Annotated in this window: 23 protein-coding genes; 16 read left to right on the forward strand and 7 right to left on the reverse strand. The window is 66.4% G+C overall.

The genetic code is table 11. From position 1 onward, the window contains the following. The first annotated feature begins 176 nt into the window (after positions 1-176). Entirely contained in the window at positions 177-2585 is a 2409-nt protein-coding gene (locus G5B40_RS18095) for a mechanosensitive ion channel family protein (RefSeq protein ID WP_165101647.1), read from the forward strand. A gap of 112 nt (positions 2586-2697) precedes the next feature. Here the strand turns inward: G5B40_RS18095 and G5B40_RS18100 are convergent, their stop codons facing one another. Continuing rightward, a complete protein-coding gene (locus tag G5B40_RS18100) occupies positions 2698-3801 on the reverse strand; it encodes an alpha/beta fold hydrolase (RefSeq protein WP_211907361.1) in 1104 nt (367 codons plus the stop codon). A 197-nt stretch (positions 3802-3998) separates the two neighbouring features. Here G5B40_RS18100 and G5B40_RS18105 point away from each other — a divergent pair, with 197 nt between their 5' ends. The 4 genes from G5B40_RS18105 (at position 3999) to G5B40_RS18120 (ending at position 7435) form a co-directional block, all read left to right on the forward strand. Further along, positions 3999-4916: a sulfite exporter TauE/SafE family protein gene (locus G5B40_RS18105; protein WP_165101650.1), complete on the forward strand. Its 918-nt coding sequence runs from the start codon at positions 3999-4001 to the stop codon at positions 4914-4916. Further along, a complete protein-coding gene (locus G5B40_RS18110) occupies positions 4913-5698 on the forward strand; it encodes a TIGR02186 family protein (RefSeq protein WP_165101652.1) in 786 nt (261 codons plus the stop codon). The genes G5B40_RS18105 and G5B40_RS18110 overlap by 4 nt, the downstream gene beginning before the upstream one ends. A gap of 79 nt (positions 5699-5777) precedes the next feature. Further along, a complete protein-coding gene (locus G5B40_RS18115; protein WP_165101655.1) occupies positions 5778-6674 on the forward strand; it encodes a fatty acid desaturase in 897 nt (298 codons plus the stop codon). 14 nt (positions 6675-6688) lie between these two features. Next, positions 6689-7435, forward strand: coding sequence for a phosphate/phosphite/phosphonate ABC transporter substrate-binding protein (locus tag G5B40_RS18120; RefSeq protein ID WP_165101658.1), 747 nt, complete (start codon positions 6689-6691; stop codon positions 7433-7435). A gap of 47 nt (positions 7436-7482) precedes the next feature. Here the strand turns inward: G5B40_RS18120 and G5B40_RS18125 are convergent, their stop codons facing one another. Continuing rightward, positions 7483-7662: a hypothetical protein gene (locus G5B40_RS18125; protein ID WP_165101661.1), complete on the reverse strand. Its 180-nt coding sequence runs from the start codon at positions 7660-7662 to the stop codon at positions 7483-7485. Between the two features lie 358 nt (positions 7663-8020). Here G5B40_RS18125 and G5B40_RS18130 point away from each other — a divergent pair, with 358 nt between their 5' ends. Then, complete coding sequence (locus tag G5B40_RS18130) at positions 8021-9214, forward strand: trans-sulfuration enzyme family protein (protein ID WP_165101664.1); 1194 nt, start codon at positions 8021-8023, stop codon at positions 9212-9214. On the opposite strand, the gene G5B40_RS18135 is transcribed toward G5B40_RS18130, so the two are convergent. Both G5B40_RS18135 and G5B40_RS18140 read right to left on the reverse strand, forming a co-directional pair. Beyond that, positions 9211-9969, reverse strand: coding sequence for a maleate cis-trans isomerase family protein (locus tag G5B40_RS18135; protein ID WP_165101666.1), 759 nt, complete (start codon positions 9967-9969; stop codon positions 9211-9213). The two genes, G5B40_RS18130 and G5B40_RS18135, sit on opposite strands and share 4 nt — an antisense overlap. A gap of 11 nt (positions 9970-9980) precedes the next feature. Beyond that, positions 9981-11099: a M24 family metallopeptidase gene (locus G5B40_RS18140; RefSeq protein ID WP_165101669.1), complete on the reverse strand. Its 1119-nt coding sequence runs from the start codon at positions 11097-11099 to the stop codon at positions 9981-9983. 354 nt (positions 11100-11453) lie between these two features. Between G5B40_RS18140 and G5B40_RS18145 the strand changes: the two genes are divergently transcribed. Continuing rightward, positions 11454-12242, forward strand: a complete 789-nt coding sequence (locus G5B40_RS18145; protein WP_165101672.1) for an enoyl-CoA hydratase — start codon at positions 11454-11456, stop codon at positions 12240-12242. Positions 12243-12254: 12 nt separating this feature from the next. Here G5B40_RS18145 and G5B40_RS18150 read toward each other — a convergent pair whose 3' ends face one another. Then, a complete protein-coding gene (locus G5B40_RS18150) occupies positions 12255-13418 on the reverse strand; it encodes an acyl-CoA dehydrogenase family protein (protein WP_165101675.1) in 1164 nt (387 codons plus the stop codon). 103 nt (positions 13419-13521) lie between these two features. Here G5B40_RS18150 and G5B40_RS18155 point away from each other — a divergent pair, with 103 nt between their 5' ends. Genes G5B40_RS18155 through G5B40_RS18165 form a run of 3 tightly spaced genes read left to right on the forward strand, consistent with a single transcriptional unit; the run spans position 13522 to position 15925 of the window. Beyond that, positions 13522-14256 (forward strand): TSUP family transporter, encoded by a 735-nt coding sequence (locus G5B40_RS18155; protein ID WP_165101678.1) that lies wholly within the window; start codon positions 13522-13524, stop codon positions 14254-14256. Further along, positions 14253-14990 (forward strand): sulfite exporter TauE/SafE family protein, encoded by a 738-nt coding sequence (locus G5B40_RS18160; RefSeq protein ID WP_165101681.1) that lies wholly within the window; start codon positions 14253-14255, stop codon positions 14988-14990. The genes G5B40_RS18155 and G5B40_RS18160 overlap by 4 nt, the downstream gene beginning before the upstream one ends. Then, positions 14987-15925: a hypothetical protein gene (locus G5B40_RS18165; protein WP_165101683.1), complete on the forward strand. Its 939-nt coding sequence runs from the start codon at positions 14987-14989 to the stop codon at positions 15923-15925. Before G5B40_RS18160 ends, G5B40_RS18165 begins: the two co-directional genes overlap by 4 nt. A gap of 11 nt (positions 15926-15936) precedes the next feature. Here the strand turns inward: G5B40_RS18165 and G5B40_RS18170 are convergent, their stop codons facing one another. Further along, positions 15937-16560 (reverse strand): glutathione S-transferase family protein, encoded by a 624-nt coding sequence (locus G5B40_RS18170; RefSeq protein WP_165101686.1) that lies wholly within the window; start codon positions 16558-16560, stop codon positions 15937-15939. A 196-nt stretch (positions 16561-16756) separates the two neighbouring features. Here G5B40_RS18170 and xsc point away from each other — a divergent pair, with 196 nt between their 5' ends. Then, positions 16757-18535 carry a sulfoacetaldehyde acetyltransferase gene (gene xsc, locus G5B40_RS18175; RefSeq protein WP_165101689.1) on the forward strand — a complete coding sequence of 593 codons (1779 nt, stop codon included), beginning with the start codon at positions 16757-16759 and terminating at the stop codon, positions 18533-18535. Here the strand turns inward: xsc and G5B40_RS18180 are convergent, their stop codons facing one another. After that, entirely contained in the window at positions 18536-19414 is an 879-nt protein-coding gene (locus G5B40_RS18180; RefSeq protein WP_246209620.1) for a phosphate acyltransferase, read from the reverse strand. 36 nt (positions 19415-19450) lie between these two features. On the opposite strand from G5B40_RS18180, the gene G5B40_RS18185 reads away from it, so the two are divergent. The 5 genes from G5B40_RS18185 to G5B40_RS18205 all read left to right on the forward strand — a co-directional run bounded on the left by G5B40_RS18185 (position 19451) and on the right by G5B40_RS18205 (position 25976). Further along, positions 19451-20584 (forward strand): citrate/2-methylcitrate synthase, encoded by a 1134-nt coding sequence (locus G5B40_RS18185; protein ID WP_165101692.1) that lies wholly within the window; start codon positions 19451-19453, stop codon positions 20582-20584. Then, positions 20585-21343, forward strand: coding sequence for a sulfite exporter TauE/SafE family protein (locus G5B40_RS18190; protein ID WP_165101694.1), 759 nt, complete (start codon positions 20585-20587; stop codon positions 21341-21343). Between the two features lie 185 nt (positions 21344-21528). Next, positions 21529-24303, forward strand: a complete 2775-nt coding sequence (locus G5B40_RS18195; protein WP_246209873.1) for a molybdopterin oxidoreductase family protein — start codon at positions 21529-21531, stop codon at positions 24301-24303. Further along, a complete protein-coding gene (locus G5B40_RS18200; RefSeq protein WP_165101698.1) occupies positions 24300-25040 on the forward strand; it encodes a 4Fe-4S dicluster domain-containing protein in 741 nt (246 codons plus the stop codon). The genes G5B40_RS18195 and G5B40_RS18200 overlap by 4 nt, the downstream gene beginning before the upstream one ends. Next, a complete protein-coding gene (locus tag G5B40_RS18205; RefSeq protein WP_165101700.1) occupies positions 25041-25976 on the forward strand; it encodes a dimethyl sulfoxide reductase anchor subunit family protein in 936 nt (311 codons plus the stop codon). It abuts the gene before it with no gap. Positions 25977-25989: the final 13 nt, after the last annotated feature.

Here is a 25989-nt window from a genome sequence, read left to right on the forward strand (position 1 = left end):
GGTCTGGCCGCTTCGTTACCAACTTTACAAGGCGAAAGTCCGAAACGCCAGCCTGCGGCGCCGCGCGGCGCGTCGGTTCCGGTCGGTTCTGTCGCGATGTCGAAATTCCGGTGAATTGAGCGGCGACAAGGGTTAGAGTCGCGCGTCCGACGCCCGAAGCCAAGCGGAGCCGCCCATTGACGCCCCAGATCCGAAATCTGCTCTCGCCGATCCTCGCTCTGATTTGCGCTTTCGTGCTGTGTGTTTCTTTCGCTGACAGGGCGGCGGCGCAGAGCGCGGCGGACTATGGCTCCATCGCGGGCGCGGCGGCGGGTGGAGCGGGCGATCCGCCGCCGGCGCCGTCCGAGCAGCCGGCGGCGGACGACGGCCCAGATATCGCCGCCTACGGCCAGGTTGCGGAAACCTACAAAGCCGCGTCCGCGCTTGAAATGACCCAACAGCAGGTCGGGGTCTTCCGGCAGAAAACCCGGCGCATTTTCGGCGCGACCGGCGAATATTTCGAACGTATTGGCCGTACACTGGATGAGGCGAGTCCGACGGGGCATCGGGGATATTTCCTCGGCGTGTTGCTTTTCACCCTGATCCTCCTCGCGATCGGCAGGGCGGGAGCGCAGATCTACGCCCTTTACGTCGCGCTCCCGGTGATGCGGCGACTGCAAAAGCCGAATCCGGTCGGCATTGTCGAGAAGCTGCCGGTTCTCGCGGCCCGTGTCGGGTTGCAGATCCTCGGCGTGCTGATCACGCTGGTGATCGCGGTCGCGGTCGGGTCCGGTTTCTATCAGGAGGACGAAGCGACGCTGAAGACGGCGATCGCGATCGCCTCGGCCTTCGCGACGCTGCAGTTGATCGACGTGCTCTGGCGCATGGTCGTCTCGCCCTATCTGCCAGACTACCGGATCCCGACGCTTTCCGACGCGGAGGCGCGAAGGCTTTATCGGTGGCTGTCGTTCAGCGCGCATTTTGGCGTCGCGACGATCTTTTTCGCCGTCTGGCTGAAGGAGGTGGGCGCCGACGAAGAGGTGATCGCGCTCACCCGTATCGGCGCCAGCGGCGTATCGGTGCTGCTCGTTCTCGGCCTGATCCGGCAGTGCGGCGGCGCGGTCACGACGGCGATGCTTGGCGGAGCGAAACGGTCTGAGGCGACGTGGATCGCGGCGATCGCGTCACTGCTCTGGCGGCCGGTCGTCGCCCTGTACATGGTCTTCGCGTGGGCCGAGATGAGCTACCGGTTGATCATGGGGCTGGAGCTCGGCGTGGCGCTTCTTGTCGGCGCGTTCACGGTGCTTCTGGCCGGGATCGTCGTTTATGCCGTCACGATCTACGTGATCGAGCGCCTGTTCCAGCGGGCGCGGGCGATCCGTGCGGCGAACGTGGCGGCCGTCCGCGCCGAGCGCCTGGAGAATGAGGCGGACGCGGCCGATATTCGCGACGCGCTTCGTGATGTCGACGATGGCGACGACGGCGATGAGGAGGGGGGCGCCGGCCCGATCGCGTTCCGCGCGGAGCCGCCGCCGCGCCGGCGGGAGATGCGGACCTTCGAGGACCTCGCCCGGCGCACGGCCAGCCTCTTTGCGCTCGGCGCGGGACTTTACGCCATGGTCCGCGTCTGGTTCGGGGCGGAGGTGTTCGCCGAGGGTGCGCCGCTCGATACCGCGCAGGACCTGATCGATGTCATGCTGATCGGCTATCTCGCGTTCCACGCCGCCCGCATCTGGATGGACCAGAAGATCGAGCAGGAGGGTGGATACGACGTTCCGGCCGAGCCGGGCGACGAGGGCGGCGCCAAGGCGGCGGCGTCGCGTCTCGCGACGATTCTGCCGCTCTTCCGCTCCTTCGTGCTGCTCGTGATCCTGGTGAGCGTGCTCTTGATTCTTCTGATGAAGCTCGGCGTCAACATTGCGCCGCTTCTCGGCGGCGCCGGCGTCGTCGGTCTCGCTATCGGTTTCGGCGCGCAGAGCCTGGTGCGCGACATCCTTTCGGGAGTGTTCTTCCTGTCCGACGACGCATTCCGGAAGGGGGAATACATCGATATCGGCGAGGTGAAAGGGACGGTGGAGAAGATTTCGCTCCGCTCGTTTCAGCTTCGCCATCACCTCGGCGCGCTCAACACCGTTCCCTTCGGCGAGATCAAGCATCTGACGAATTTCAGCCGCGACTGGGTGATGATGAAACTGCCGCTGCGGCTGACCTACGACACCGATGTCGACAAGGTGAGGAAGCTGATTAAGAAGCTTGGGGAGCAACTGCTCGAACATCCGACCGAAGGACCGAAATTCGTCCAGCCGCTGAAATCGCAAGGTGTCTACATGATGGAGGACAGCGCGATGATCATTCGGGTCAAGTTCATGACCCGTCCCGGCGATCAGTGGACGACGCGAAAACTGGTCTATCAGGAGATCCGTTCGCTCTTCGCCAAGGAGGGGATCAAGTTCGCGCACAAGGAGGTCACCGTGCGGATACCCGAGCTCGACGACCCGGCGCGCGAAGGCCAGATCTCGCATCAGGAGCGAACGGCGATCGGCGCCGCGGCTCGCCGCGCGCTGGATGAGGATACGCCGGCGAAAGCGATGGCCGACGACCGGTAAGACGATGCGCGCGCGGCATCCGCCGGCGGAGGGCATTTGCCTTTCCGGTAGCCGCGAGGCCGCCATTTCCGGCCAACCCCGCGACAGGGGCTCCAGGCGAGCGGCCGCGCGGCTAAGGGGCCGCCATACGATCGCTTCGGGCCGGGAGTTCAGCGAGAAACCGAAGGATCGCCTTCGCCGTCGCCACTGGCGCTTCCTGCTGCACCCAGTGACCGGCGCCGTCGATCAGCGTCGCGCCGCGCCAATCCGCGCAGGCCGAAGTCTCCATGGCCTCCAGCGCCCCGGGAACCTGCCTGACGCCCCAATCCCGCGCCCCGGCGATGAAGCCGCAGGGGACTTCGATCCGACGCCCGGCGAAGAGCCTCAGCTCCGCCACGCCGGCGGCGCTGATCGCGCGACGATACCAGTTCAGCCCGCCTTGAAACCCGGTGCGGCCAAATTCGCCGGCGTAATGCGCCAGGTCCGCCTCATTCATCCAGCTGCACGCCGCGGTCTCGGCCGCGTCGGGCGCCATCGCGGCGACAGTGGCGGCCATCCCGACGCCCGCCTCCATCACGTAATAGCGCGGCAGCGCCGCCAGCGATGCGGCGCTCCAGTCCTGAAGCTTGAAGGGGCGGTTGCCGGCCCAGTCGCCGCTCTTGCAATGGAAATACGCGCGAAGAAACGCCGGCAGGCCTTGCGGCGCCCGCAGCATGTCGTCGTTCGCGCCGGGGTCCGCGAACCAGTGCTGATAATGCCGGCGTGGCGGATCTAGCGCGCGAAGCGCGGTGTGAATGTCGGACGCCGTATCGGCGCGCCAGCCGGGCGGCCCGGCGAACGGCGCGCTCATGCAGAGCGCCGCCCGAAACACGTCGGGCCGGATCAGCGCGCACCAGGCCGCGACGGGCGAGCCGAAATCATGGCCGATCACCGCGTCGACCCGCGCGACTTCCAGCGCGTGGAGCAGGGCCAGCGCATCACGAACCAGCGCCGGCACGCCAAACCCGGCGAGGTCGGCGTCGTAGCCTGCCTCCGCGCCCGTGGTCCCACCGTAGCCGCGTTGATCCGGCGCGATCACTCGGTAGCCGGAAGCGGCGAGCTGCGGCATGACATGGCGCCAGCTATAGGCGAGTTCGGGAAAGCCGTGGAGGAGGAGGAGCGCCGGCGCGCCCGGCTCCCCGGCGCTCAGCACGCGCATCCGTAGCCCGCTCGGCGTCTCGACGAATTCGGTTCTCATCTCTCTCCTCCCCTGCGGGGGCATGGTGATCACACGAACGCCGGGATCAACGAAATTCGAGGCCGAACGCGCTCAGGCGGGAATTTATTCTCTGAGGAGTCGCTTTTGGTCCAAATCGCTCCGATTTGTCGCATCTGGCGCTATGGATTTGGCGCCTGCGAAGCGTAGAACCCTGCAACGCCAAGCGTGGGGTCGAGATGCAGATCTACCTCCCGATCGCCGAACTTTCGGTCAACGCCTTTTTCCTTCTGGGTCTGGGCGGGGTGATCGGCTTGCTTTCCGGTCTCTTCGGGGTTGGCGGCGGGTTCCTGATCACGCCGTTTCTGATTTTCATCGGCATCCCCCCGGCCGTCGCGGTTGCGACCGGCGCGAACCAGATCGTCGCCTCGTCCTTTTCCGGCGTTCTGGCGCATCTGAGGCGCCGCACGGTCGACATCAAGATGGGGCTGGTGCTTACGATCGGCGGCGCCCTCGGTTCGGTCATCGGCGTCTATGTATTTTCGATCCTGCGCGCGCTCGGCCAGATCGAGCTGCTCGTCTCGCTCTGTTACGTGGTGTTTCTCGGCATCATCGGCGGGCTGATGTTCATCGAAAGCGTGAACGCGCTTCGGCGCTCCAAATCCGGCGCGCCGCGCCGGCCGCGAAAGCATCATGGCTGGATCCACGGGCTGCCGTTGAAAATGCGGTTTCGCACCTCAAAGCTCTATATCTCGGCGATTCCGCCATTCGTGATCGGGATCGGCGTGGGCGTCCTCGCGGCGATCATGGGCGTCGGGGGCGGGTTCATCATGGTGCCGGCGATGATCTATCTCCTTGGCATGCCGACGGCGGTCGTGGTCGGCACCTCGCTCTTCCAGATCATCTTCGTCACCGGGCTGACGACATTTCTGCACGCCACCGAGAACCATACGGTGGACGCGCCCCTCGCGGTTCTCCTTCTTCTCGGCGGCGTCGTCGGGGCGCAGTTCGGCGCCCAGCTTGGCGTCAGGATGAAAGGCGAGCAGCTGCGCATCCTCCTTGCGGTGATGGTGCTGGCGGTCTGCTTCAAACTTGGTTTCGACCTGATTGCGCGTCCCTCGGAGTTGTTCTCCATCGGCGGTGTGGTCGTGGGATGATCAGACTACGCCATCTTCTCGCGATTCTCGTCGCAACGGTCTGTTCGGCGGCCTCGGCGGAGCAATCTCCGAACGAACGGGTGATCGCAGCGCTCAGCCAGAACGCGGTCGGCATCACCGCGGATTTCACCGGCTCGGAGATTTTCGTCTTTGGCGCGATCGGGCGCGACCGATTCCCGGACGCGCGTGACGACAACCTCAATGTCATCGTCACTGTCTCGGGGCCGAAGGAGCGGGTGACGATTCGCAAGAAAAGCCGTGAACTCGGAATATGGATCAACACTCAGAGCGTCGAGATTGACGAAGCGCCGAGCTTTTACGCCGTTGCGACCACCGGCCCGCTGGACGAGATCCTCTCGGACACCGACGATCTGCGCTACCGGATCAGCGTCGACCGCGCCGTGCGCCTGGTCGGGGAGGCCGGCAATGTCGACCGCCCGGAGGATTTTCGTGAAGCGGTGATCCGGCTCAATCGCGCCTCCGGCGTGTATTTCGAGAACATCGGCGATATCGAGATGATCGAAAGGACGCTTTTCAACACGCATTTCGAACTTCCCTCGAACATCGTCGAAGGCGATTACGTGGCGCGCGTCTATCTGCTTCGGAACCGCGCGGTGGTGGACATGTTCGCCACCGCCATCGAGGTGAGGAAAGTGGGGATCGAGCGCTGGATCTATTCCCTCGCGCATGAGCGCGCGGAGATCTACGGGCTTCTCTCGATCCTTGTGGCGCTCCTCGCAGGCTGGGGCGCGTCGGAGGCGTTTCGCCTGCTTCGGCGTTGACTTTTCGGCGGAATTGGCTTCATTGAGACTATTGTTTCGAAACATGCGCCGCCATTCACTCGGCGTCAGGGACACATCGATGCTCGCCGCTCTTCGCGCCGAAACCCCGACATGGGCGGCGCTCACAACATGTTATGCACTGTTCGTCGGTCTAACGCTGGCGGCGCCGGAAATCCCGTACGGGTTGGCCTATTTCGCGCTTGCGATCGTGATCGCCTTTCACTCGTCGCTCCAGCATGAGGCGATCCATGGCCATCCCACGCCCTGGCCCGCCGCGAACGAGGCGCTGGTCTGCCTCCCGCTCAACCTCGTCTATCCGTACCGGCGCTACCGCGACACCCATCTCTCGCATCACCTCGACGCGCGGCTGACCGATCCTTATGACGACCCGGAAAGCTGGTACCTCGATCCCGAAGCCTGGGTCCGCCATCCGTGGTGGCTGAAGCGCCTGCTGGTTGTGAACAACGCCGCGATCGGCAGGATGCTGATCGGTCCCGCGTTGGGTTTCATCCGCTTTTTCGCCGCCGATGCGCGGCGCGCGGCGTCCGGCGACAGGGGGGTGATCGCGGCATGGGCGCTGCATGGCGCCGGTCTGGTTTTTCTCATCGCTTGGCTCCGCTTCGCTGGCGTCTCGCCCTGGGGCTATGCGCTGGCCGCCTATGGCGGGCTCTCGCTTATCAGTCTCAGGAGCTTTCTCGAACATCGCGCCGACGAACGGGTGAGCGGGCGCTCCGTGATCGTCGAGGATCGCGGGCCGCTCGCCCTTCTCTTTCTCAACAATAACCTCCACGCGGTGCATCACGCCCATCCCGGCATCCCATGGGCGGCGCTGCCGAAGTATTATCGCGCACATCGTGAACGCTTCGTCGCGCTCAACGGCGGCTATGTCTTCCGCTCCTACCGCGAAGTGCTGGCTCGCCACGCGTTCCGGCCGAAAGAGCCGCCGGCGCATCCCTTGATGGGGCCGCGCCCTTGATTGCGGCGTTGCCGATGTATGACTGGCCAGAGGTTCGCGCCGCGACCGATACGCTCTGGTCGCTGATCCGCGAGCGGCTTCGCGCCGCCGCGTTCCCGGCGCCGGAGGTGCTTTCCCGGCCAGACAATCTATGGCTGCACTGGCGCGAGCCTGCTCTCCTCCTGTCGCAGACCTGTGGACTTCCCTACGCGGCGCAACTTGCCGGCGCGGTGTCTCTGGTGGGTGCGCCGAGTTACGATCTGCCCGGCTGCCCGCCCGGTTTCTATCGGAGCGAAATCCTCGTGCGCGCGGACGACCCTGTGGCGGATGTGGATGCGCTGAAGGGCGGTCGTTTCGCCCGCAACGGGCGGGAAAGCCAGTCCGGGCACGCGGCGTTCGCGGCGGCTTTCGGGCCGCCGGAAGCGTACTTCAGCGAGATTGTCGAGGCTGGCGCGCATCGCGCCTCGATCCGCGCCGTCGCTGAAGGTCGCGCAGACGCCGCGTCGGTCGACGCCGTGTCCTGGCGTCTCGCCAGGGCGCACGAACCCGCTTCAGCCCGGTTGAGGGTTCTCGCATCGACACCCCCAACGCCCGGCCTGCCGCTGATCACCGGGAAGCGATCATCGTCTGAGGTTCAGGAAATCGCGAAAGCGGTCGACGCCGCCATAGCGGAACTGCCCGACGCATGCCGGGCGACGCTCTTTCTCAATGGTTTCGAGTATTTGGCGCCGGCCGACTACGCGCCCCTCGCGGCCGGATGGCCTTCGACCGCCGAGGCCTGAACGGCTTTCGGTCTGACGCCGGATCCTCCAGCTGTGCGTTTCGCCGCCTAGCGGGCGCGCCGTTTCCAGAAGAAGAATAGCCCCTCAAACCCGATTGCGAGCGTGAGAAGCAACAACACCAACTGCGGGTCGCTCCGCTCGCCCAGCAATGTCTCTGGTGACGGGTGGGCGAGGAACAGAACAAACGCGCTCACCAACACCGCGACGGATACGACTTCGTGTCTCATGCCATGCACCCCACTGGAACAGTTCACCTTACCGCTTTTGGAACGCAAGTCGCGTGCCATTCAACACAAGCGCGAGTGAGATCGCGGTCATTAAATCATAAGAAATTGAAATAAAAAGATTATTTAGGGCCGCGGGGTCAGTCTCAGAGCGGGTGTGCGTACGTGCATTTCGCAGCCCAGGCGATTTTCAGTTTGCGAATCTTCGCAGTTTGCAATTTGGAAATGCGAAGCGCCGCGCTTGGCGCCGGGAGCGGCGCTCGATCTGCCGCGACAGGCGCCGGTTCGGACCAGCTGCATCCCGCAGACGGAGGCGCAAGGGGGCGTTGACAGCGACGCGCGGCGGGCGCATTTCCGCCGCATGAAAAACGATCACCGCTCCGTCACCCGCCGCTCATCCGCTCCCGTTTCGGTTTCGCGCCCGGTTTCGTCTCCGATCCATACGTCGGTGGTCTACCGGTCCACGGACGCGGACGAGCTCGATTCGCAATATGAGGGGCGGCTCAAGGGCTACACCTATTCGCGAGAGGGGCACCCGAACGCCACCATCATCGCGGAGAAAATCGACTGGCTCGAAGGCGTCAAGCCGGAATGGGGCGGCGGCGTCGTCACCGGCTCCGGCATGGCGGCGGTCTCCACCATGCTGCTCGGGCTGCTGGAGAAGGGCGACCATATCGTCGCGGGCGACCAGCTTTACGGCCGCTCGCTCAGGCTGATGACCGACGATCTGCTGCGGCTCGGCTTCGAGGTGGATCTCGCCGATCCGACCGATGCGGCGGCGGTGAAGGCGGCGATCCGGCCGGAGACGAAGCTGATCCTGGTGGAGACCGTCTCCAACCCCACGCTCCGCGTTGCGGACATGGCCGGGATCGCGGCGGCGGCGAAGGCGGCCGGCATTTTGCTCGCGGTCGATAACACTTTCACCACGCCGCGCGGCTGGAAGCCGTTCGAGAACGGCGCGGATATCGTCATCCATTCGCTGACCAAGCTTCTCTCCGGGCATTCCGATTCGATGCTCGGCTATGTCGCAGCGCGGGATGCGGCGATGAACAAGGCGCTCTACGACGCCGCCGTCACATGGGGATTCACGCCTTCGCCCTTCGACTGCTGGCTGGCGGAGCGCGGTATCGCGACGTTCGAGCTGCGCTACGACAGGGCGGAGGCGACCGCCGCGCGGCTCGCGGACGCGCTCGGCGGGATGAAGGGGGTGAAACGCGTGCTTTACCCCGGCCGCGCCGATCACCCGGACCACAACCGCGCCGGCGACCTGCTGAAGGGGCGGTTCGGCAACATGGTCTCCTTCACGCTCGATGGCGGGCGTGAAGTGGTGAACAGGTTTCTGCGCGCGGCCGAACATATCCCCTTCGCGCCGACTTTGGGTGATGTTGGTACCACGCTATCCCACCCCGCGTCGTCCTCGCATCGCGCGCTCGCCGCCGAACGGCGCGCGGCGATTGGCATCGAGGAGGGGTTCATCCGGGTTTCGGTCGGGATCGAGGACCCGGATCAACTGATCGGTGAGATCGAGGCCGCGGTCGCAGCCTCCCGCGCCTAAGCTGCGGCGCCCGGGGGCGCCTGGCGGAAAAGCCGGCCCGGCGCCCCCGGCGCGGGCGCCACCCCGGCGAGGGAGAGAAGCCGCCAGCAGAACGCTAGGTTGCTGGTCATCACCGGCTTTCCGAGCTGCGACTCGGCCTCTTCGATGATCCCGAAACCGCGGATATTGGTGCAGGCGACGAAGACCGCGTCGACATCCGCCGCCACGCCGACTTTCAGCGCGGCCTTCAGCGTCGAGGCCTCGGTGATCCGCGCGACCACTGCGTCCTTCTCCTCTTCGAAGGTTCCGAATGCGGCGATTTCGATTCCCGCCGCCTCAAGCGCGCGTCTGAGGGCGGCGGACACCTCCGGCAAATAGGGCGTCACGAAGCCGAGCCGTCCGACGCCGAGCGCCGCGCAGGCTTCGATGGTCGCCGTCATCGGGTCCGCGACGCCGACGTCCGGATGCGGGCCCCGGATCAGCGCCGCGACCCGCTCCGCGCCGATTACGGTCGCTCCGGAGGTGCAGCCATAGCCGATCGCGCCATACGGCCGTCGTGGCAAGAGCCCGGCGGCGCGCGGCAGGTCCTTCGCCATCCGCGCCAGGGTCTCCGGCGTCACCTCGGGCGCGAAGGGGATGCGCGCGTGATAGAGCGCGACGCTCGGCGGGATCAGCGAAGCGATTTCCGGCTCCAGCGTCTCGTCGGTTTCAAGGACGATCAGGCCGATCGCGCCGCCCGCGCCCGCGCCTTCGTCGGTCTCGAACTCGAGCTTCATGATGGGCCTCCTCAGATGACCGGCAGTTCCGGCGCCGCGCGATGCGTCAGTAGCCGCGGCTTGTCCTCGGTGACAAGGATGTTCTCCTCCTGCACCAAGATCGCGCCCGCCGCGACCTCGATCGAGGGCTCCAGCGTCAGCACCATGCCCGGAAGGAGCCGGGTCTTGTCGAACGGTGCGAGCGAAGGCGGTTCCGTCAGCTGCATGCCGAGCCCGTGTCCGTAACGCCCTACCGCGCCGCCCGCCGGCGCGCCGAGCGCGTCGCGCATGGCGCGCCAGAGCTCCGCCGCGGTCGCGCCCGGCCGCGCGGCGGCCAGGCCAGCCTCGGTCGCCGCATCAAGCCGGCGATAGGCGCGCTTCACCGCGTCGCCGGCCCGGCCGATAGCGAAATTGCGGTCGAAATCGCAGAAATAGCCGTCGCGCGCGGCGCCGGTGTCCAGCATCAACACGTCCCCCTCCCGGAGTTCATCGTCGCCCGGCGGCGAGATCACATCGGCGTAACCTTCCGGCCCCTTGCCGCCGACCAGATAGGAGACATCTTCAGCCCCTTCCTCCATGAGCGCGATGCGGAAATCGCGGAACGCCTCACGCATTGTCAGACCCTTCCGAAAGAGCGCCGGCGCCCGCGCGAAACCAGCGGAGCCGATTTCACAGATCGCCGCGATCTTCTCCTGCTCGGCGTCGGATTTCACCATCCGAAGCGAGCGGATCAGAGGCGTCGCGTCTTCGAATTCGGCGCCGAGCCGGCGAAAATCGGCGAGCGGCATCCGCAGCGCGCTTTCCGGACCCATCGGCAACCCGATGCGCCCAAAGGGCGCAAGCGCCTCCCGAAGCAGGCTCACGCCCTCATCTTCGGGTCGCGGCGCCGGCCAGGTCTTGATTTCGCCGACCCAGGACGAAGCCATCAGCGCGGCGCCGATCGCAGGGATCACCGCGACCGGGCGTGCGCCGCGCGGCAGGACCAGGAACCAGGGCCGCGTAGGGCTGCGCCAGAAAGCGGTGCGAAAACCGGTGAAATAGCGGATTTCCGCTTCGGTGGTGAAAAGCAGCGCGTCAAGGCCGGCGGCGGCCATGGCGGTGGACGCGCGCTCCGCCCGCGCTTCGAACTCCGCTGGCTGGAAATCAGCCATGGCTCGCGGCCGCGGCGGGGCCCGTTTCGCCGTCGTCGCGGGGACAATCGCCCATGAACGCCATCGCGTCCTCATCTGTTCGCCGCAGGAACGCCGCACGAAGGGTTATCATTCGCCGATCCAACCGGGAACCCGCGATCATTCCACGCGCCATCCCCGCGCCGACGCCACGCGGCGCCGCCTGGGCCGAGACCGACCCGAAGGCGGCGCCCCATGCCGGTGACGCGAATGGCGTGGCGCCGGCGCAGGCGGGAGAGGGGCCGGGTGGTTTCGCGCGCCAGCGCGTCCGGCTTCGAGGCCCCTCGCTCTCTGCGGCTTTTGTGCTAGATAGCGTCGGAATGCGGGAGACTGCCGATGAACGTCGAAACTCCACCCATCCTGTTGCGCGAGGAGCGCGCCGGTGTCGTCACACTGACGTTGAATCGCCCCGGCGCGCGGAATGCGCTCTCGCGCGGACTGATGGCCGCGCTGATCGAGGCGCTCGATGAGCTTGACGCGGATCAGACGGCTCGCGTCGTTATCATCGCCGGGGCCGGTCCGGGCTTTTGCGCCGGGCACGATCTTCGCGAGATTCGCGCCGAACCAGGCCGCGCTGCCTATGAGGCGCTGTTCGCGCAATGCTCGAAGTTGATGCTGCGCATCCAGACGCTGCGCCAGCCGGTGATCGCGCAGGTTCACGGCGTCGCAAGCGCCGCCGGCTGCCAGCTCGCCGCGACCTGCGATCTCGCGGTCGCCGATCCGGGCGCGCGTTTCGCGACGCCGGGCGTCAATATCGGGCTTTTCTGCTCGACGCCGATGGTGGCGCTGACGCGCGCCGTCGGCCGCAAGGCGGCGATGCGGATGCTGCTGACCGGCGAGATGCTGGACGCGGATGCGGCGCTTAGCACAGGGCTCGTCAGCCATGTCTCCGCGCCCGGCGCGCTGGCGGCCGAGACCGCCGCGCTGGCCGCCCGGATCGCCGCGAAATCCCCGCTCACCCTCGCCATCGGCAAGCGCGCGTTCTACGAGCAGGCCGAAATGCCGGTGCGCGACGCCTATGAACACGCCAGTGCGGTGATGACGACGAACATGCTGGCGCGCGACGCGGAGGAGGGAGTGGACGCCTTTCTCGAAAAGCGTGACCCGGTTTGGGAAGGACGGTGAGAGGCGCGCGGGTCAGAAGCTCCGCGGCAGACCGAGCGCCTTTTCCGCAAGGAAGGAGAGGATGAGGTTCGTCGATATCGGCGCGACCTGATAGAGGCGGGTTTCACGGAACTTGCGTTCGATATGATACTCCTTCGAAAACGCGAAGCCGCCGAAAGTCTGCATCGCGGCGTCGCCGGCGGCCCATGAGGCTTCGGAGGCGAGGAGTTTCGACATGTTCGCCTCCGCGCCGCAGGGGCGCCCGGCTTCGAAGAGGAGCGCGGCCTTCTCGACCAGCGCCGCCGCCGCCTCGACCTGGGCATAAGCGCGGGCGAGCGGAAACTGGACGCCCTGATTGGCGCCGACGGGGCGGCCGAAAACCACTCGCTCCTTCGCATAGGCCGACGCCTTGTCGAGAAAATAGCGCCCGTCGCCGACGCATTCGGCGGCGATGAGGATGCGCTCGGCGTTCATGCCCGTCAGGATCACCGGCCAGCCGCCGCCTTCCTTTCCGATCAGGCTCTCGGCGGGAATTTCGAGATCGTCGAAGAAGAGCTCGCAGGCGTGATGGTTGATCATCGCGTCGATGGGCCGGACGGTCAGCCCCTTCCCCCGCGCCTCGCGCAGATCGACGAGAAAGGCCGAAAGCCCCTCAGTCTTGCGTTTCGCGTCATAGGGCGCGGTGCGGGCGAGCAGCACCATCAGGTCGGAATGTTCGACCCGGCTGATCCAGACCTTCTGGCCGTTGATAACCCATTTGTCGCCCGCGCGCTGCGCCGTGGTCTTGAGCTGCGTCGTGTCGGTGCCGGTGGTCGGCTCGGTCACGCCGAAGCTCTGGAGTCTGATATCGCCGGCGGCGATCTTCGGCAGCCATACTGTTTTCTGCGCCTCCGAGCCGTGGCGGAGGATCACGCCCATCACGTATAGCTGCGCATGGCAGGCGCCGGCATGGGCGCCGCGACGGGAGATCTCCTCGAGTATCGCTGCGGCTTCGATCAGGCCGAGGCCGGTTCCTCCGTATTCCTCCGGGATCAGCGCCCCGAGGAAGCCGGCTTCGGTCATCTCGGTGACGAAAGCGGTCGGGTAGCCGCCATCCTTGTCGAGATTGCGCCAGTACTCTTCTCCATAGCCGGCGCAAAGCGCGGCGACGGAGGCGCGGATATCGGCGATGGCGGTTTCGCGGTCATGATCGATCATGGCCCGGATTTGACGGTATGGCGCGACGGAGGGCAAGGGGCCGACCGTCGCTTCGTCCGAGCGTGCTTGACGCGGGCAGGGCGCGAGGGCTCTATCCTGCGCGATGACCATCGCCGACCTTCCCCTTCCGGTATTCCTCGCCATCGCCGCCGCGATCTTCGTGGGCGTGGTGGTGCAGCGCATGAGCGGCCAGGCCTACGGCATGATCTCCGCGCCGGTGGTGGCGCTTGTCGCGCCACAGCATCTCCCTGCTTCGGTGATCCTTCTCGGCGTCGTCGTAGGGGTGGGCGCGCTCTCGATGGACTTATCCGCCGTCAACTGGCGCGAGGCGGGGCCGGGCTTCGCCGGGCGTGCGGCGGGGGCGGGCGTCGGCGCCGCGGTGGCGGCGGCGCTCGGCGATGGGACGGCGTTCGGGATCGTGGTCGCGCTGCTTGTTCTCTTTGGGGTCGGGCTCTCAGCCTCCGGGCTCAGGGCGCCGATCCGGGCGGCGACACTCGGCGCTGCGGGGCTTGCGGCGGGGGTGATGGGGACGATCACCGCCATTGGCGCGCCACCGATGGCGCTTCTTTACGCGCATGAAGAGGCGCAGCGCGCCCGCGCAATGCAAAACCTCTTTTTCGTCTGGGGGACGATCTGGTCGATCGGCGCGCTGGCGCTGGCCGGGCTGGTGAGCGCGGTCAACCTGCTTCTGGTCGCGGCGCTCCTGCCGGTGGCGCTGTTCGGGCTTCTGGCCTCGCGTCCGGCGGCGCGGGCGCTGGAGGGGCGGCCGATACGGCCGGTCGCCCTCTCGCTCGCCAGCCTCGCCGCGCTGGCCATTCTCGCGCGGTCGCTGGCGTGATCGCCTCGCTCGGCCTTTCCTCGGGCGCGCTGGCCGCGATGGGCGCGGTGGTGCTGGCCGCTTCGGCGCTGCACCGGCTTGGCGGTCAGGGATTCGGCACCGTGCTCGCGCCGTTCGCCGCGCTTGTCGCGCCCCATTACACGCCGGCGACGGTGCTTTTGCTGGGTGTTCTGGTGACGGCGATGGGCGCCGGGCTGGGGGTGCGCGGCATTCGCGCGCGCGAGATCGCGCCGGCGGTGGCGGGACGAATCCTCGGCACGATTCCGGCGGTCTGGCTCGTCGGCGCGGTGGTCGGCTCGCCCTTGCTCGGGCCGGTGGTGGCGGGCGTGATCCTCCTCGGCGTCGCGCTCTCACTGGCCGGGCTGAAGGTCGCGAAAACGCCTTCGACGCTGGTCGCCGCGGGCGCGCTTTCGGGTTTCATGGGAACGCTGACATCGGTCGGCGCCGCGCCGATGGGCCTGATCTATCAGCATGAAGCGGCGCGGACGGCGCGGAGCACCCTCAACGCGTATTTTCTCGTCGGCGTCCTCTTCTCGGTCGCCGGCCTCTTGGCCGCCGGTTTGATCGACGCCGGGCATCTCCTTCTCGCCGCGCTGATGGCTCCGGTGGTGCTGGCCGGCTTCTGGCTGGCGGGGCCGCTGACGCGACGGAGCGAAAGCATGCCCTTGCGTCCGATCTCGCTCGGGCTCGCCGTTCTCGGCGCCGCGCTTCTGATCGGGCGGAGCCTGACATGATCGGCGGGCTCACCTGGATCGGCGCGCGCGCGCGGTGGATCATGCTGGTCGGGGCGTTCGCGGGACTGGCCTTTCCGGCGGGCGCGGAAGCGCTGCGCCCGCTGCTGCCGTTCCTCGTCGCCCTCGTCTATGCGATCGCCATGCTCAGGATCGACCCGATCGCGGTTCTGAAAGGGCTGGCGGCGCCGCGCCACGCCCTGCGCGTGGCGTTCGCCGTGATTGCGATGATGATCGTCGCGCCCGTCATGGCGTTCTGGGCGGCGCGGGCGCTCGGGCTCGGGCCGGATCTCGAGTCGGCGCTGGTCTATACGATGGCCGCGCCGTCGATCGCGTCATCTGCGGCGATCTGTCTGATCATCGGCTTTCAGGGCCGGGTGGCGCTGGAGCTGACGGTGGTCTCCTCACTCGTCATGCCGGTCGCGGGGCCGGCGGTCGCCGGCGTGCTCCTCGGGAGCGCACTGGAGATCGACCCCGCGGCGCTGGGGTTTCGGGTGGCGTTGATGATCTTCGGCGGCTTCGCCGCGGCGATGGTCGGGCGGCGGATCATGGGCGAGGCGCGCATCGAACGCCATGCGCCGGCGCTCGACGGACTCGCCGCCATCGCGTTCTTGTTATTCGTCATGCCGCTCTTCGACGGGGTCGGGCCGAGCATCGCCGAGGCGCCCGTGATGAGTCTTCTCTATCTTGGCGTCGCCACGCTCATCATCCTTGGCCCGGGTGCGCTGGCGCTTCGGCTGCCGGGCGCGCCGTCGCGCAACGGCGCCATCGGAGTCGCCTTCGGCGCGCGCTCGGTCGCGATCTATCTCGCGGCGCTGCCGCCCGATCCGGTCTTCACGCTCTATGTGGCGCTCTATCAGTTGCCAATGGCGGCGATCGTCCTGGCGTTTCGCCGCTCAAGACCGCCCGATGGCGCCGGCAATGGCGCCATCAGGTGAGGCTCGGCGTTTCATGCGCCTCTCTCGGCGGCGATGGCTTTCCGGACCGCGGGCCGCTCCGCCATTCTCGCCCTGTGCTCGATTATGCGCGGAATGCGCGCCGGGTCGACGCCGTCGCCTTCAATCCATTCGGCGACGGTGAACAGATAGGGATCGGCGATTGTGTAGGTCTCCCCCATCACCCACGGTCCCCTGAACATCGTCGTTTCGATGAGGTCGTAGCAGGCGCTGATTGCGCGCGGCGCGTTCCGCTTCATGTCCTCGAAAGACGCGTCTTCGCTCGCCCAGCGTGAGCCGCGCATCCGGTGCGCGTGCGCGACGTGAAGCGTGGAGCAGAGATAGCTGTTGATGGCCTGGATCTCGGCGAAGGCGAAGGCGTCGTCGAGCGGCGCGAGCCCAGCGTCCGGGTTGATCTGCGCGATATAGGCGAGGATCGCAGGGGTTTCCGTGAGGACGCCCCTCGGCGTCACGAGGGCGGGGACCCGGGCTTTCGGGTTCACTTTCAGATAGTTGTCCGACTGCTGCTCGCTCGCGCCGAAGTCGATCTTGCGCAATTCATGGTCGACTCCCGCCTCCTCCAGCGCGATATGGGACGCGAGCGCGCAAGTGCGCGGGGTGTAGTAAAGAACGTGCATGATCCGGGCCTTTCAAACGTTTGCGGAGCGGGTTTCCGGATGCAGCATTCACCGCCCGCCGCCGCCGGCGCAAGCGGCGTTCGGGCGGGTGCGCCGCCTCTGTCCCATCGAATCGCATGTTTCTGGTTCTATCCATCTCGCGTGCGAAGGGACATTGAACACGCACGCGCGATCAAGAGCCTGAGAGGACCGACCCATGAAGATGACCACCGAAGAGGCTTTCGTCAAAACCCTGCAAATGCACGGGATAGAACATGCGTTCGGGATCATCGGCTCGGCGATGATGCCGCTCTCGGACCTGTTCCCGAAGGCGGGCATCCGGTTCTGGGACGCGGCGCATGAATGCAACGCCGGCTACATGGCGGACGGCTACACCCGCGCCACGGGCAAGATGTCCATGATGGTGGCGCAGAACGGGCCGGGCATCACCAATTTCGTCACCTGCGTGAAGACCGCATACTGGAATCATACGCCGCTTCTGCTGGTCACGCCGCAGGCCGCGAACAAGACCATCGGCCAGGGCGGGTTCCAGGAAGTCGAGCAGATGAAGCTCTTCGAGGACATGGTCGCCTATCAGGAGGAGGTGCGCGACCCGACGCGCATGGCCGAGGTCCTGAACCGCGTGATCCTGAAGGCGAAGCGCGCCTCCGCCCCGGCTCAGATCAACGTGCCGCGCGATTTCTGGACCCAGGTTGTCGATATCGAACTGCCCGCGATCGTGGAGTTCGAACGTCCGGGCGGCGGCGAGGCGGCGCTGCAGGAGGCGGCGAAGCTGCTCTCGAACGCGAAATTCCCCGTCATCCTGAACGGCGCCGGAGTCATCCTTGCGGGGGCGATCCCGGCTTCGATCAAGCTCGCCGAGGCGCTCTCGGCCCCGGTCTGCTGCGGTTATCAGCACAATGACGCCTTCCCGGGCTCTCATCCGCTCTTCGCCGGTCCCTTGGGCTACAATGGCTCGAAAGCGGCGATGGAATTGATCGCGAAGGCCGATGTGGTCCTCGCGCTCGGCAACCGGCTCAACCCGTTCTCGACCCTGCCGGGCTATGGGATCGATTACTGGCCAAAAGACGCCAAACTGATCCAGGTGGATCTGAACCCGGACCGGATCGGGCTGACCAAGCCGGTGACGGTCGGCATCGTGGGCGATGCGAAGAAGGTCGCGGTTTCGCTCCTCGATATGCTGAAAGTGCCCGATATCGCGGGCGAGTCTCAACGCCGCCGCGACCTGATCGCCGAGACGAAATCCGCCTGGGCGCAGCAGTTGACCTCCATGGATCATGAGGAGGACGACCCCGGCACCACCTGGAACGAGCGCGCCCGCAAGGCCGAACCGAATCGGATGAGCCCACGCATGGCCTGGCGGGCGATCCAGGCGGCGCTGCCGAAGGAGGCGATCATCTCCTCCGACATCGGAAACAACTGCGCGATCGGCAACGCCTATCCTTCGTTCGAGGAAGGACGGAAATACCTGGCGCCCGGGCTTTTCGGCCCCTGCGGCTACGGGCTGCCGTCGATCACCGGCGCGAAGATCGGCAAACCCGACGTCCCCGTCGTGGGCTTCGCTGGCGACGGCGCCTTCGGCATCTCCATGAACGAGATGACGGCGATCGGTCGCGGCGAGTGGCCTGCGATCACCATGGTCGTCTTCCGCAACTACCAGTGGGGCGCGGAAAAGCGGAACACCACGCTCTGGTTCGACGACAATTTCGTCGGCACCGAGCTCGACAAGAGCGTTTCTTACGCCGGGATCGCGAAAGCATGCGGGCTGAATGGCGTGCAGGCGGCGGGAATGGACGAGCTGACCGCAGCACTTTCCGGGGCGATAGACGCGCAGATGAAGAAGGGCGAGACGACGTTCATCGAGGTGCTTCTGAATCAGGAACTGGGCGAGCCGTTCCGGCGCGACGCGATGAAGAAACCAGTTGAGGTCGCGGGGATCGATCCGGCCGACATGCGAAAGCAGGCCGGAGCCTGATCAGGCGAGCGCCATGGTGACGGCGGCGGCGGCGACGATGTCGTCGACGCCGGCGCCGCGCGAGAGATCGCAAACGGGACGCCGGAACCCCTGAAGGAACGGGCCGACGGCCTGCGCGCCGGCGAGTTCCTGCGCGAGCTTGTAGGCGATGTTGCCGGCGTCGAGGGAAGGGAAGATGAGTACATTCGAAGCGCCGCCCGATACGCCCTTCGCCGCCGCGATGACGGGGTTGAGCGCGGCGTCGGCCTGTATCGGACCATTGAGAGGGCTGTCGAGGTCGGAAAGCAGCGCGGCGGCTTCGCGGACCACCTCCACCGTCGGGCCGGCGCCGGACGCGCCGGTGGAGAACGAGAGAAGCGCGGTCCGGGCTGTCCCGAGCAGAAGCGCGCCGGCTTCGCAAGCGGCGCGCCCGATGGCGGCGAGGGTCGCGGCGTCGGGCGCGAGATTGACCGCGCAGTCGGCGAAGATGAACTCCCGTCCATCGGGAAAGATCATCAGGAAGAAACTGGAGGGAACGGCGCCCTCGCCGGCCGGGCCGATGGAGAGCGCGGCGGCCTCGATCACCCTGCGGGTCGGCGTCGCGGCGCCGGCGATCAGGGCGTCGGCTTCGCCGGCGGCGACCATGGCGGCCGCCCGGACCATGGGTTTCGCCAGCAGGCGTGCGGCGATCGCCGGGCGCGTCGTGGGCCGGACCGCGAGGATATGCTCGACATATTCCTCGGCCGGGCGCGCGGCCTTCAACGTTATAATTTCGGCCAAGCCTTCGGCCTCGATCCGGCGAGCGGCGTCGGCCATGCGCGGATCGTCGATTTCGGGCGCGAGGATGCGCCCCTGGCGGGCGCGGGCGGTTTCGAAGGCGCGGTCTAGCGCGGATATCATTTGCGGCGAACTCCGATAGCGGATGGGAGACGGGACATGAGCGATGAAATCAGGATCAATCGCGGGCTGAAAGGGGTCTATTTCGAAAGATCCGGCGTTTCGCATATCGACGGCGCGAAGGGTGAGCTTTCCTATCGCGGTTATTCGATCCACGATCTCGCCACGCAATCGACATTCGAGGAGGTGGCCTGGCTGCTGATTCACGGCGAGTTGCCGACGAAGGATGAACTCGCCGCGTTCACGGCGAAACTGGTCGCGGCGCGCGAGTTGCCAGGCGCGATCCACGATGTGATCCGGGCGACGGCCTCGGGGCATCCGATGGACGTGCTGACGGCGTCGGTCTCGGCGCTCGGCGCGCTGGAGCCGGAATCGCGCGACCGGTCGGAGGCGGGCATGCTGGCGAACGGGATCAGGCTGACCTCGCAGATCCCAATGATCGTCGCGGCGCATGAGGCGATCCGGAACGGGCGCAAACCCGTTGAGCCGGACCCGAATCTTTCGCATGCGGCGAACTGGCTCTGGATGCTTAAGGGCGAGAAACCCTCGGATGACGCCGCGCGCCTGGCCGATGTCGATTTCATCCTCCATGCCGAGCATGGCGCCAACGCTTCCGCCTTCGCGGCCCGGGTCGTTATCGGCACCGAAGCGACGCTGCACGCCGCCTTCGCCGCCGGCCTCGCCGCGCTCTCCGGGCCCGCCCATGGTGGCGCGGCGGAGGATGTGATGCGCATGGTCGAGGAGATTGGCGACGCCTCGAACGCCGCCGCCTATGTGAAGGCGAAGCGCGCGGCGCGGGAGCCGGTCACAGGGTTCGGCCATCGCGTATACCGCGCCGAGGACCCGCGCGCGCGGCACATGCGCGACGGGGTCGAACGGCTGTCGAAGGAGATGGGTCAGCCGCGCTGGTATGAGATCCTCCAGGCGGTGGTCGAGGCGATGAAGCCCTATGCGCGCCACGGGCTGAACGTGAATGTCGATTTCTATTCCGGCGTGATCTACCAGCTTCACGGGATTCCCATGGACCTCTATGTGCCGATCTTCGGCATCGGCCGGGCGCCGGGCTGGGTGATCCAGTGTATCGAGCAGCAGCGGCGCAATATTCTTATCCGGCCGCTGACGCTCTATGACGGGCCGGAAATGAGGGATTACACGCCCATAGATCAGCGTTGAATGGAATGGCTCGCCGACACGCTCGCGCTGACGAAACCGCAGGCGGCCTATATGGTCCGCGTTTTCTTCGTCGCGGGCGTGTTTCGGGGGTTTTCGGGCTTCGGATCGTCTGCGCTGGCGATGGGGGCGACGGTGTTCATCCTGCCGCCGGTCGCGATGATTCCGGTTTGCTGGGTGCTGGAACTGGTCGCGAGTCTGGCGATGCTGCGCGAGGGGGTTCGCGTCGCGGACCGGAAAATGACCGTCGCGCTGACCGTCGGCCTCTTCGTCGGCGGTGGCGTCGGACTTCATCTCACCACATCGATTCCGGTCGAGATGTCGAAGCTGGTCGCGTTGTCGCTGATCTTCGCACTGGCGATCATGCTGCTGGCGAAGATCAAGCCGCGGTTTCTGGCGACCGGGCCCGGGCTCTCTGCGTCCGGCGTCGTTTCGGGGTTGGCCTATGGGCTGGCGGGGGTCGGCGGGATGGTCGTCGCGCTTTACGTTCTGGCGCGGGACATGCCGGCGCGCGTCGCGCGCGGCTCGCTCGTTCTCTACCTTCTGATCAGCGCGCCATTCGGCGGCGCGCTGCTCTTCGCTTACGGAATGCTTTCGGAACTCGCCATGACGCGGGGCGTGGTGCTGACGGTTCCGGCGCTCGTCGGCGTCATCGCCGGACGGCGATTGTTCGTTCCGCGATACGAGCCTTACTACCGGCCGTTATGTCTCGGCTTCATTCTCATCACCGCCGCTGGCGGCGTCATCCGGCTTGCGGCGTGACGCCGCGTATGTTTTTTGCCGGGCGCCGGTGTGGAAACACCATGCGCACCGGCCTATCGTCGGCGGCAGGGCGAGTCGGTTGGCGCGTCGCATCGCCGAATCTGGGGGACTATGAATTGACGCGCAGGCATAATCTCGATCTCAGCCCCAAGGTCTCTGACGAAATTCGAAAGACCACCTGTTACATGTGCGCCTGTCGCTGCGGCATCGACGTGCATATCAGGACGGGTGCGGATGGCGCGCCGAAGGTCCGTTATATCGAGGGCAATCGCGATCATCCGGTCAATCGGGGCGTTCTCTGCGCCAAGGGCTCGGCAGGGATCATGCAGCATTACTCGCCCGCTCGGCTGCGCAAGCCGCTGAAGCGGGTCGGCGAGCGCGGCGCGGGCGAGTTCGAGGAGATCGAATGGGAGGAGGCGCTGGATCTCGCGGCCGCATGGCTGGGGCCGGTGCGTGAGCGCGACCCGAAAAAGCTCGCCTTCTTCACCGGGCGCGACCAGAGCCAGAGCTTCACCGGCTGGTGGGCGCAGCAGTTCGGAACGCCGAATTACGCCGCGCACGGCGGATTCTGCTCGGTCAACATGGCGGCCGCCGGCATCTACACGATGGGCGGCGCGTTCTGGGAGTTCGGCGAGCCGGACTGGGAGAAGACTCGGCTCTTCATGATCTTCGGCGTCGCCGAGGACCACGATTCGAACCCGATCAAGATGGGCCTTGGCCGTCTCAAGGCGCGCGGCGCGAAAGTGATCGGGGTGAACCCGATCCGGTCCGGCTACAACGCCATCGCGGATGAATGGGTCGGAATCACGCCGGGGACGGACGGGCTCTTCATCCTCGCGCTGGTTCAGGAATTGCTGAAGGCGGGCAAGGTCGATCTCGACTACCTGATCCGCTACACGAACGCGCCGTTCCTCGTGAACCGCGACCCGGAATCGGCCGAATTCGGCCTCTTTATCCGCAGCGAGAACGGCAAGCCGCAAATCTGGGACAGGGTCGCGGGGCGGGCGGTCGATCATGACGCGCCGGGCGTGAAGCCGGCGATGAAGGGCGATTTTGCGACCCCGAACGGCGGACGGGCGACGCCTGTTTTCGAACTTCTGGCGCGCAAATACCTGGCAAGCGACTATGCGCCCGAAGCGGTGGCGGAGAAATGCGGGATCAGCGCGGAGACGATCCGGCGGATCGCCGCCGAACTGGCGCATGCCGCTTTCGAGGAGGAGATCGTCCTCGATCAGCCCTGGACCGACTGGAAGGGCGAGCGTCACGAGACGATGATCGGGCGTCCCGTCTCCTTTCATGCGATGCGCGGAATCAGCGCGCATTCGAACGGCTTCCAGACCTGCCGGGCGCTGCATCTGCTGCAAATCTTGCTCGGTTCGGTCGAGGTTCCGGGCGGGATGCGCTTCAAGCCGCCATATCCCAAACCATATGAGGCGCACCCGGCTCCGCATCACAAGTCGACGCCGGGCGAGGCGCTGGACGGCCCGCATCTGGGCTATCCGCGCGGGCCGGAGGATCTGGCGCTGGAGCCGGACGGAACGGCGAAGCGGATCGACAAGGCCTTCACCTGGGAGCATCCGCTTTCGGCCCACGGGCTGATGCACATGGTGATCTCCAACGCCCATGCCGGCGACCCCTACGGGATCGACGTCCTGTTCATGTACATGGCGAACATGAGCTGGAACTCGTCGATGAACAGCGGCGCGGTGATGGACATGCTGCGCGCGAAACGCGAGGATGGCGAATACGTCATCCCGAAGATCATCTATTCTGACGCCTATTCGTCGGAAATGGTGGCGTTCGCGGATCTGGTGCTGCCGGACACGACCTATCTGGAGCGCCACGACTGCATCAGCCTTCTGGATCGGCCGATCTGCGAGGCGGACGCGGCGGCGGACAGCATCCGCTGGCCGGTCGTGGAGCCGGACCGCGACGTGCGCGGGTTCCAGTCGGCGCTGATCGACCTTGGAGTGAAGTTGAAGCTGCCGGGGTTGGTGAACCCGGACGGGACGCGGAAATTCAAGGACTACGCCGACTACATGGTCAACCATCAGCGGCGCCCGGGCGTCGGGCCGCTCGCGGGATGGCGGAACGAGGATGGCTCCGGCGACGGGCGGGGTGAGCCGAACCCGAGGCAGATCGAGCGTTATATCGAGAACGGCGGCTTCTGGATCAGCCACATCCCGGACGAGGCGAAATACTTCAAGCCGTGGAACGCCGCCTATCAGGACTGGGCGGTGGAGAAGGGGCTCTTCGACAAACCGCAGCCCTATGTCTTCAACCTCTATCTGGAGCCTCTGCGGAAATTTCAGCTTGCGGCCGAAGGCAAGGGCGAGCGTCAGCCGCCGGACCATCTGCGCGGGCAGATACGCGCGACCTACGATCCCCTGCCGATCTGGTATCAACCCTTCGAGGAGGCCTCGGTGGAGGCGGGGAATTATCCGCTTCACGCGCTGACACAGCGGCCGATGGCGATGTATCACTCATGGGGTTCGCAGAATGCGTGGCTGCGGCAGATTCACGGGATGAATCCGCTCTATGTCTCCGGCGACGTCTGGCGCGAACACGGGTTCGAGGATGGCGACTGGGCGTTGCTGACCTCGGTCCATGGCGAGATCAGGGTTCCGGTGGCCCTGATGGAGGCGCTGAATCCGAAGACGGTCTGGACCTGGAACGCCATAGGCAAACGCAAGGGGGCCTGGGCGCTGAAGCCGGATGCGCCGGAGGCGACCAAAGGCTTTCTGCTGAACCATCTCATCAACGAGCTTCTGCCGCCGAAGGGCGACGGGATGCGCTGGGCGAATTCCGATCCGATCACCGGGCAGGCGGCCTGGTACGATCTGAGGGTTCGGATCAGAAAGGCGGATCCGGCCGAGCATTCCGAGCCGGCGATCCCGGCCCAGGTCTCTCCGGTCGGCGAAGGGCCTGACGAGATCGCTTACGGAAAGGAGTGGACATGACCGATCTGCCCGCCTGCGGCGACGTGAAACTGGGGCTGGTGATCGATCTCGACACGTGCGTCGGCTGCCACGCCTGCGTCGTCAGTTGCAAGGAATGGAATACCGGCGGCTACGGCGCGCCATTGTCCGAGCAGAACCCCTACGGCGCGGGGACGATCGGAACCTTCCTCAACCGCATCCATACATTCGAGTTGAAAGGCGAGAGCGGGCCGGCTCAGGTCACGCATTTCCCGAAGTCCTGTCTCCATTGCGAGGACGCGCCCTGCGTCACCGTTTGCCCGACGGGCGCGTCCTACAAGCGCGTCGAGGACGGGATCGTGCTGGTGAACGAGGACGCCTGCATCGGCTGCGGGCTCTGCGCCTGGGCCTGCCCCTACGGCGCGCGGGAAATGGACGCTGCGGCTGGGGTGATGAAGAAATGCACGCTTTGCGTCGACCGCATCTATAACGAGAACATCCCCGAGGTGGATCGCGTGCCGTCATGCGTGCGCACCTGCCCAGCCGGGGCGCGGCATTTCGGCGATCTCGGCGATGCGGAGAGCGACGTCTCGAAACTGGTCGCCGCGCGCGGCGGGTTCGATCTGATGCCGGAGCAGGGGACGAAGCCAGTGAACAAGTATCTGCCGCCGCGCCCGAAGGCGGACCGCGCCGAAGAGCCGTTCAATCTCGCGTCGCTGGCCGAACCGGAAGCGAAAGGCTTCCTCGGCTGGCTCGATCGCGCGCTGGAGCGTCTCTGAATGCATCCCGCGCCATCGATCATACTCTTCACCACAGCCTCTGGGCTGGGCTTCGGCATCATGGCGCTCATGGGCGTCGGACTGGGCCCGGAAGGGGCGGTCGCGGGGCCGCTTACGGCGCTGATCGCGCTGGCGCTCGTCGCCGGCGGGCTCATGGCCTCGGCCTTTCATCTCGGCAATCCGCAGCGCGCGCTCCTTGCGTTCACGCAATGGCGCTCGAGTTGGCTGAGCCGCGAGGGATGTGTCTCCAGCGTGGCGATGGCGCTGTTCTTTGTTTACGCCGCGCACTGGGCGCTGACCGGCGCGCCGCTGCACGCGCTCGGGTGGCTCTCATCCGCGCTGGCGGTTCTTGCGGTGATCTGCACGGCGATGATCTACGCCCAGCTCAAGACGGTGCCGCGCTGGTCGAATGCACTCACTGCGCCGATGTTCCTCGGGGCGGCGCTCGCCGGCGGCGTCATCTCGATCTCGCTGGCGGAGGTCCTGGCAGGTGAAACGCCGCCGCTCGGCTTGGGTTTCGCGCTCCTGGCCGCCAGCGCCGCAGTTCATTTTTACCGCCGCGCGTCGCGCGGGATCACGCTCGAGAGCGCGGGATCCAGTCCGGAAAGCGCCACCGGCCTCGGCGCCCTCGGCCGGGTCAGGCTGCTTGAGGCGCCGCACAGCCAGCCGAATTACCTGATGAAGGAAATGGTTTTCGCTGTCGGGCGGAAGCACGCCGAGAAACTGGGACTGGTTTCGGGGGTTGGCGGGCTGTTCGCGCCGCTTTTTCTCTTCATCCTCTGCCGTGATCCGTCGGCCTACGGGCTGCCGGCCGTGTTCGGGCCGATCGGCCTCTCGCTTGCGCTCATGCTTCATATCGGCGGGGCGCTGGTTTCGCGCTGGCTGTTTTTCGCCGAAGCCGAGCATGTCGTGGGTCTTTACTACGGCCGGCGTTGAGCGATGGGAACGA

The organism is Pikeienuella piscinae (assembly GCF_011044155.1).
GTDB classification, from domain to species: domain Bacteria; phylum Pseudomonadota; class Alphaproteobacteria; order Rhodobacterales; family Rhodobacteraceae; genus Pikeienuella; species Pikeienuella piscinae.

What these genes read in the sequence shown, in the direction of transcription:
- G5B40_RS18125 (WP_165101661.1), bottom strand. Translation starts at nt 7,662, where the DNA reads ATGAGACACGAAGTCGTATCCGTCGCGGTGTTGGTGAGCGCGTTTGTT.
- G5B40_RS18100 (WP_211907361.1), bottom strand. Translation starts at nt 3,801, where the DNA reads ATGAGAACCGAATTCGTCGAGACGCCGAGCGGGCTACGGATGCGCGTG.
- G5B40_RS18140 (WP_165101669.1), bottom strand. Translation starts at nt 11,099, where the DNA reads ATGGCTGATTTCCAGCCAGCGGAGTTCGAAGCGCGGGCGGAGCGCGCG.
- G5B40_RS18150 (WP_165101675.1), bottom strand. Translation starts at nt 13,418, where the DNA reads ATGATCGATCATGACCGCGAAACCGCCATCGCCGATATCCGCGCCTCC.
- G5B40_RS18110 (WP_165101652.1), top strand. Translation starts at nt 4,913, where the DNA reads ATGATCAGACTACGCCATCTTCTCGCGATTCTCGTCGCAACGGTCTGT.
- G5B40_RS18105 (WP_165101650.1), top strand. Translation starts at nt 3,999, where the DNA reads ATGCAGATCTACCTCCCGATCGCCGAACTTTCGGTCAACGCCTTTTTC.
- G5B40_RS18130 (WP_165101664.1), top strand. Translation starts at nt 8,021, where the DNA reads ATGAAAAACGATCACCGCTCCGTCACCCGCCGCTCATCCGCTCCCGTT.
- G5B40_RS18190 (WP_165101694.1), top strand. Translation starts at nt 20,585, where the DNA reads ATGGAATGGCTCGCCGACACGCTCGCGCTGACGAAACCGCAGGCGGCC.
- G5B40_RS18165 (WP_165101683.1), top strand. Translation starts at nt 14,987, where the DNA reads ATGATCGGCGGGCTCACCTGGATCGGCGCGCGCGCGCGGTGGATCATG.
- G5B40_RS18170 (WP_165101686.1), bottom strand. Translation starts at nt 16,560, where the DNA reads ATGCACGTTCTTTACTACACCCCGCGCACTTGCGCGCTCGCGTCCCAT.
- G5B40_RS18155 (WP_165101678.1), top strand. Translation starts at nt 13,522, where the DNA reads ATGACCATCGCCGACCTTCCCCTTCCGGTATTCCTCGCCATCGCCGCC.
- G5B40_RS18200 (WP_165101698.1), top strand. Translation starts at nt 24,300, where the DNA reads ATGACCGATCTGCCCGCCTGCGGCGACGTGAAACTGGGGCTGGTGATC.
- G5B40_RS18135 (WP_165101666.1), bottom strand. Translation starts at nt 9,969, where the DNA reads ATGAAGCTCGAGTTCGAGACCGACGAAGGCGCGGGCGCGGGCGGCGCG.
- G5B40_RS18115 (WP_165101655.1), top strand. Translation starts at nt 5,778, where the DNA reads ATGCTCGCCGCTCTTCGCGCCGAAACCCCGACATGGGCGGCGCTCACA.
- G5B40_RS18120 (WP_165101658.1), top strand. Translation starts at nt 6,689, where the DNA reads ATGTATGACTGGCCAGAGGTTCGCGCCGCGACCGATACGCTCTGGTCG.
- G5B40_RS18145 (WP_165101672.1), top strand. Translation starts at nt 11,454, where the DNA reads ATGAACGTCGAAACTCCACCCATCCTGTTGCGCGAGGAGCGCGCCGGT.
- G5B40_RS18185 (WP_165101692.1), top strand. Translation starts at nt 19,451, where the DNA reads ATGAGCGATGAAATCAGGATCAATCGCGGGCTGAAAGGGGTCTATTTC.
- G5B40_RS18180 (WP_246209620.1), bottom strand. Translation starts at nt 19,414, where the DNA reads ATGATATCCGCGCTAGACCGCGCCTTCGAAACCGCCCGCGCCCGCCAG.
- G5B40_RS18205 (WP_165101700.1), top strand. Translation starts at nt 25,041, where the DNA reads ATGCATCCCGCGCCATCGATCATACTCTTCACCACAGCCTCTGGGCTG.
- xsc (WP_165101689.1), top strand. Translation starts at nt 16,757, where the DNA reads ATGAAGATGACCACCGAAGAGGCTTTCGTCAAAACCCTGCAAATGCAC.
- G5B40_RS18195 (WP_246209873.1), top strand. Translation starts at nt 21,529, where the DNA reads ATGTGCGCCTGTCGCTGCGGCATCGACGTGCATATCAGGACGGGTGCG.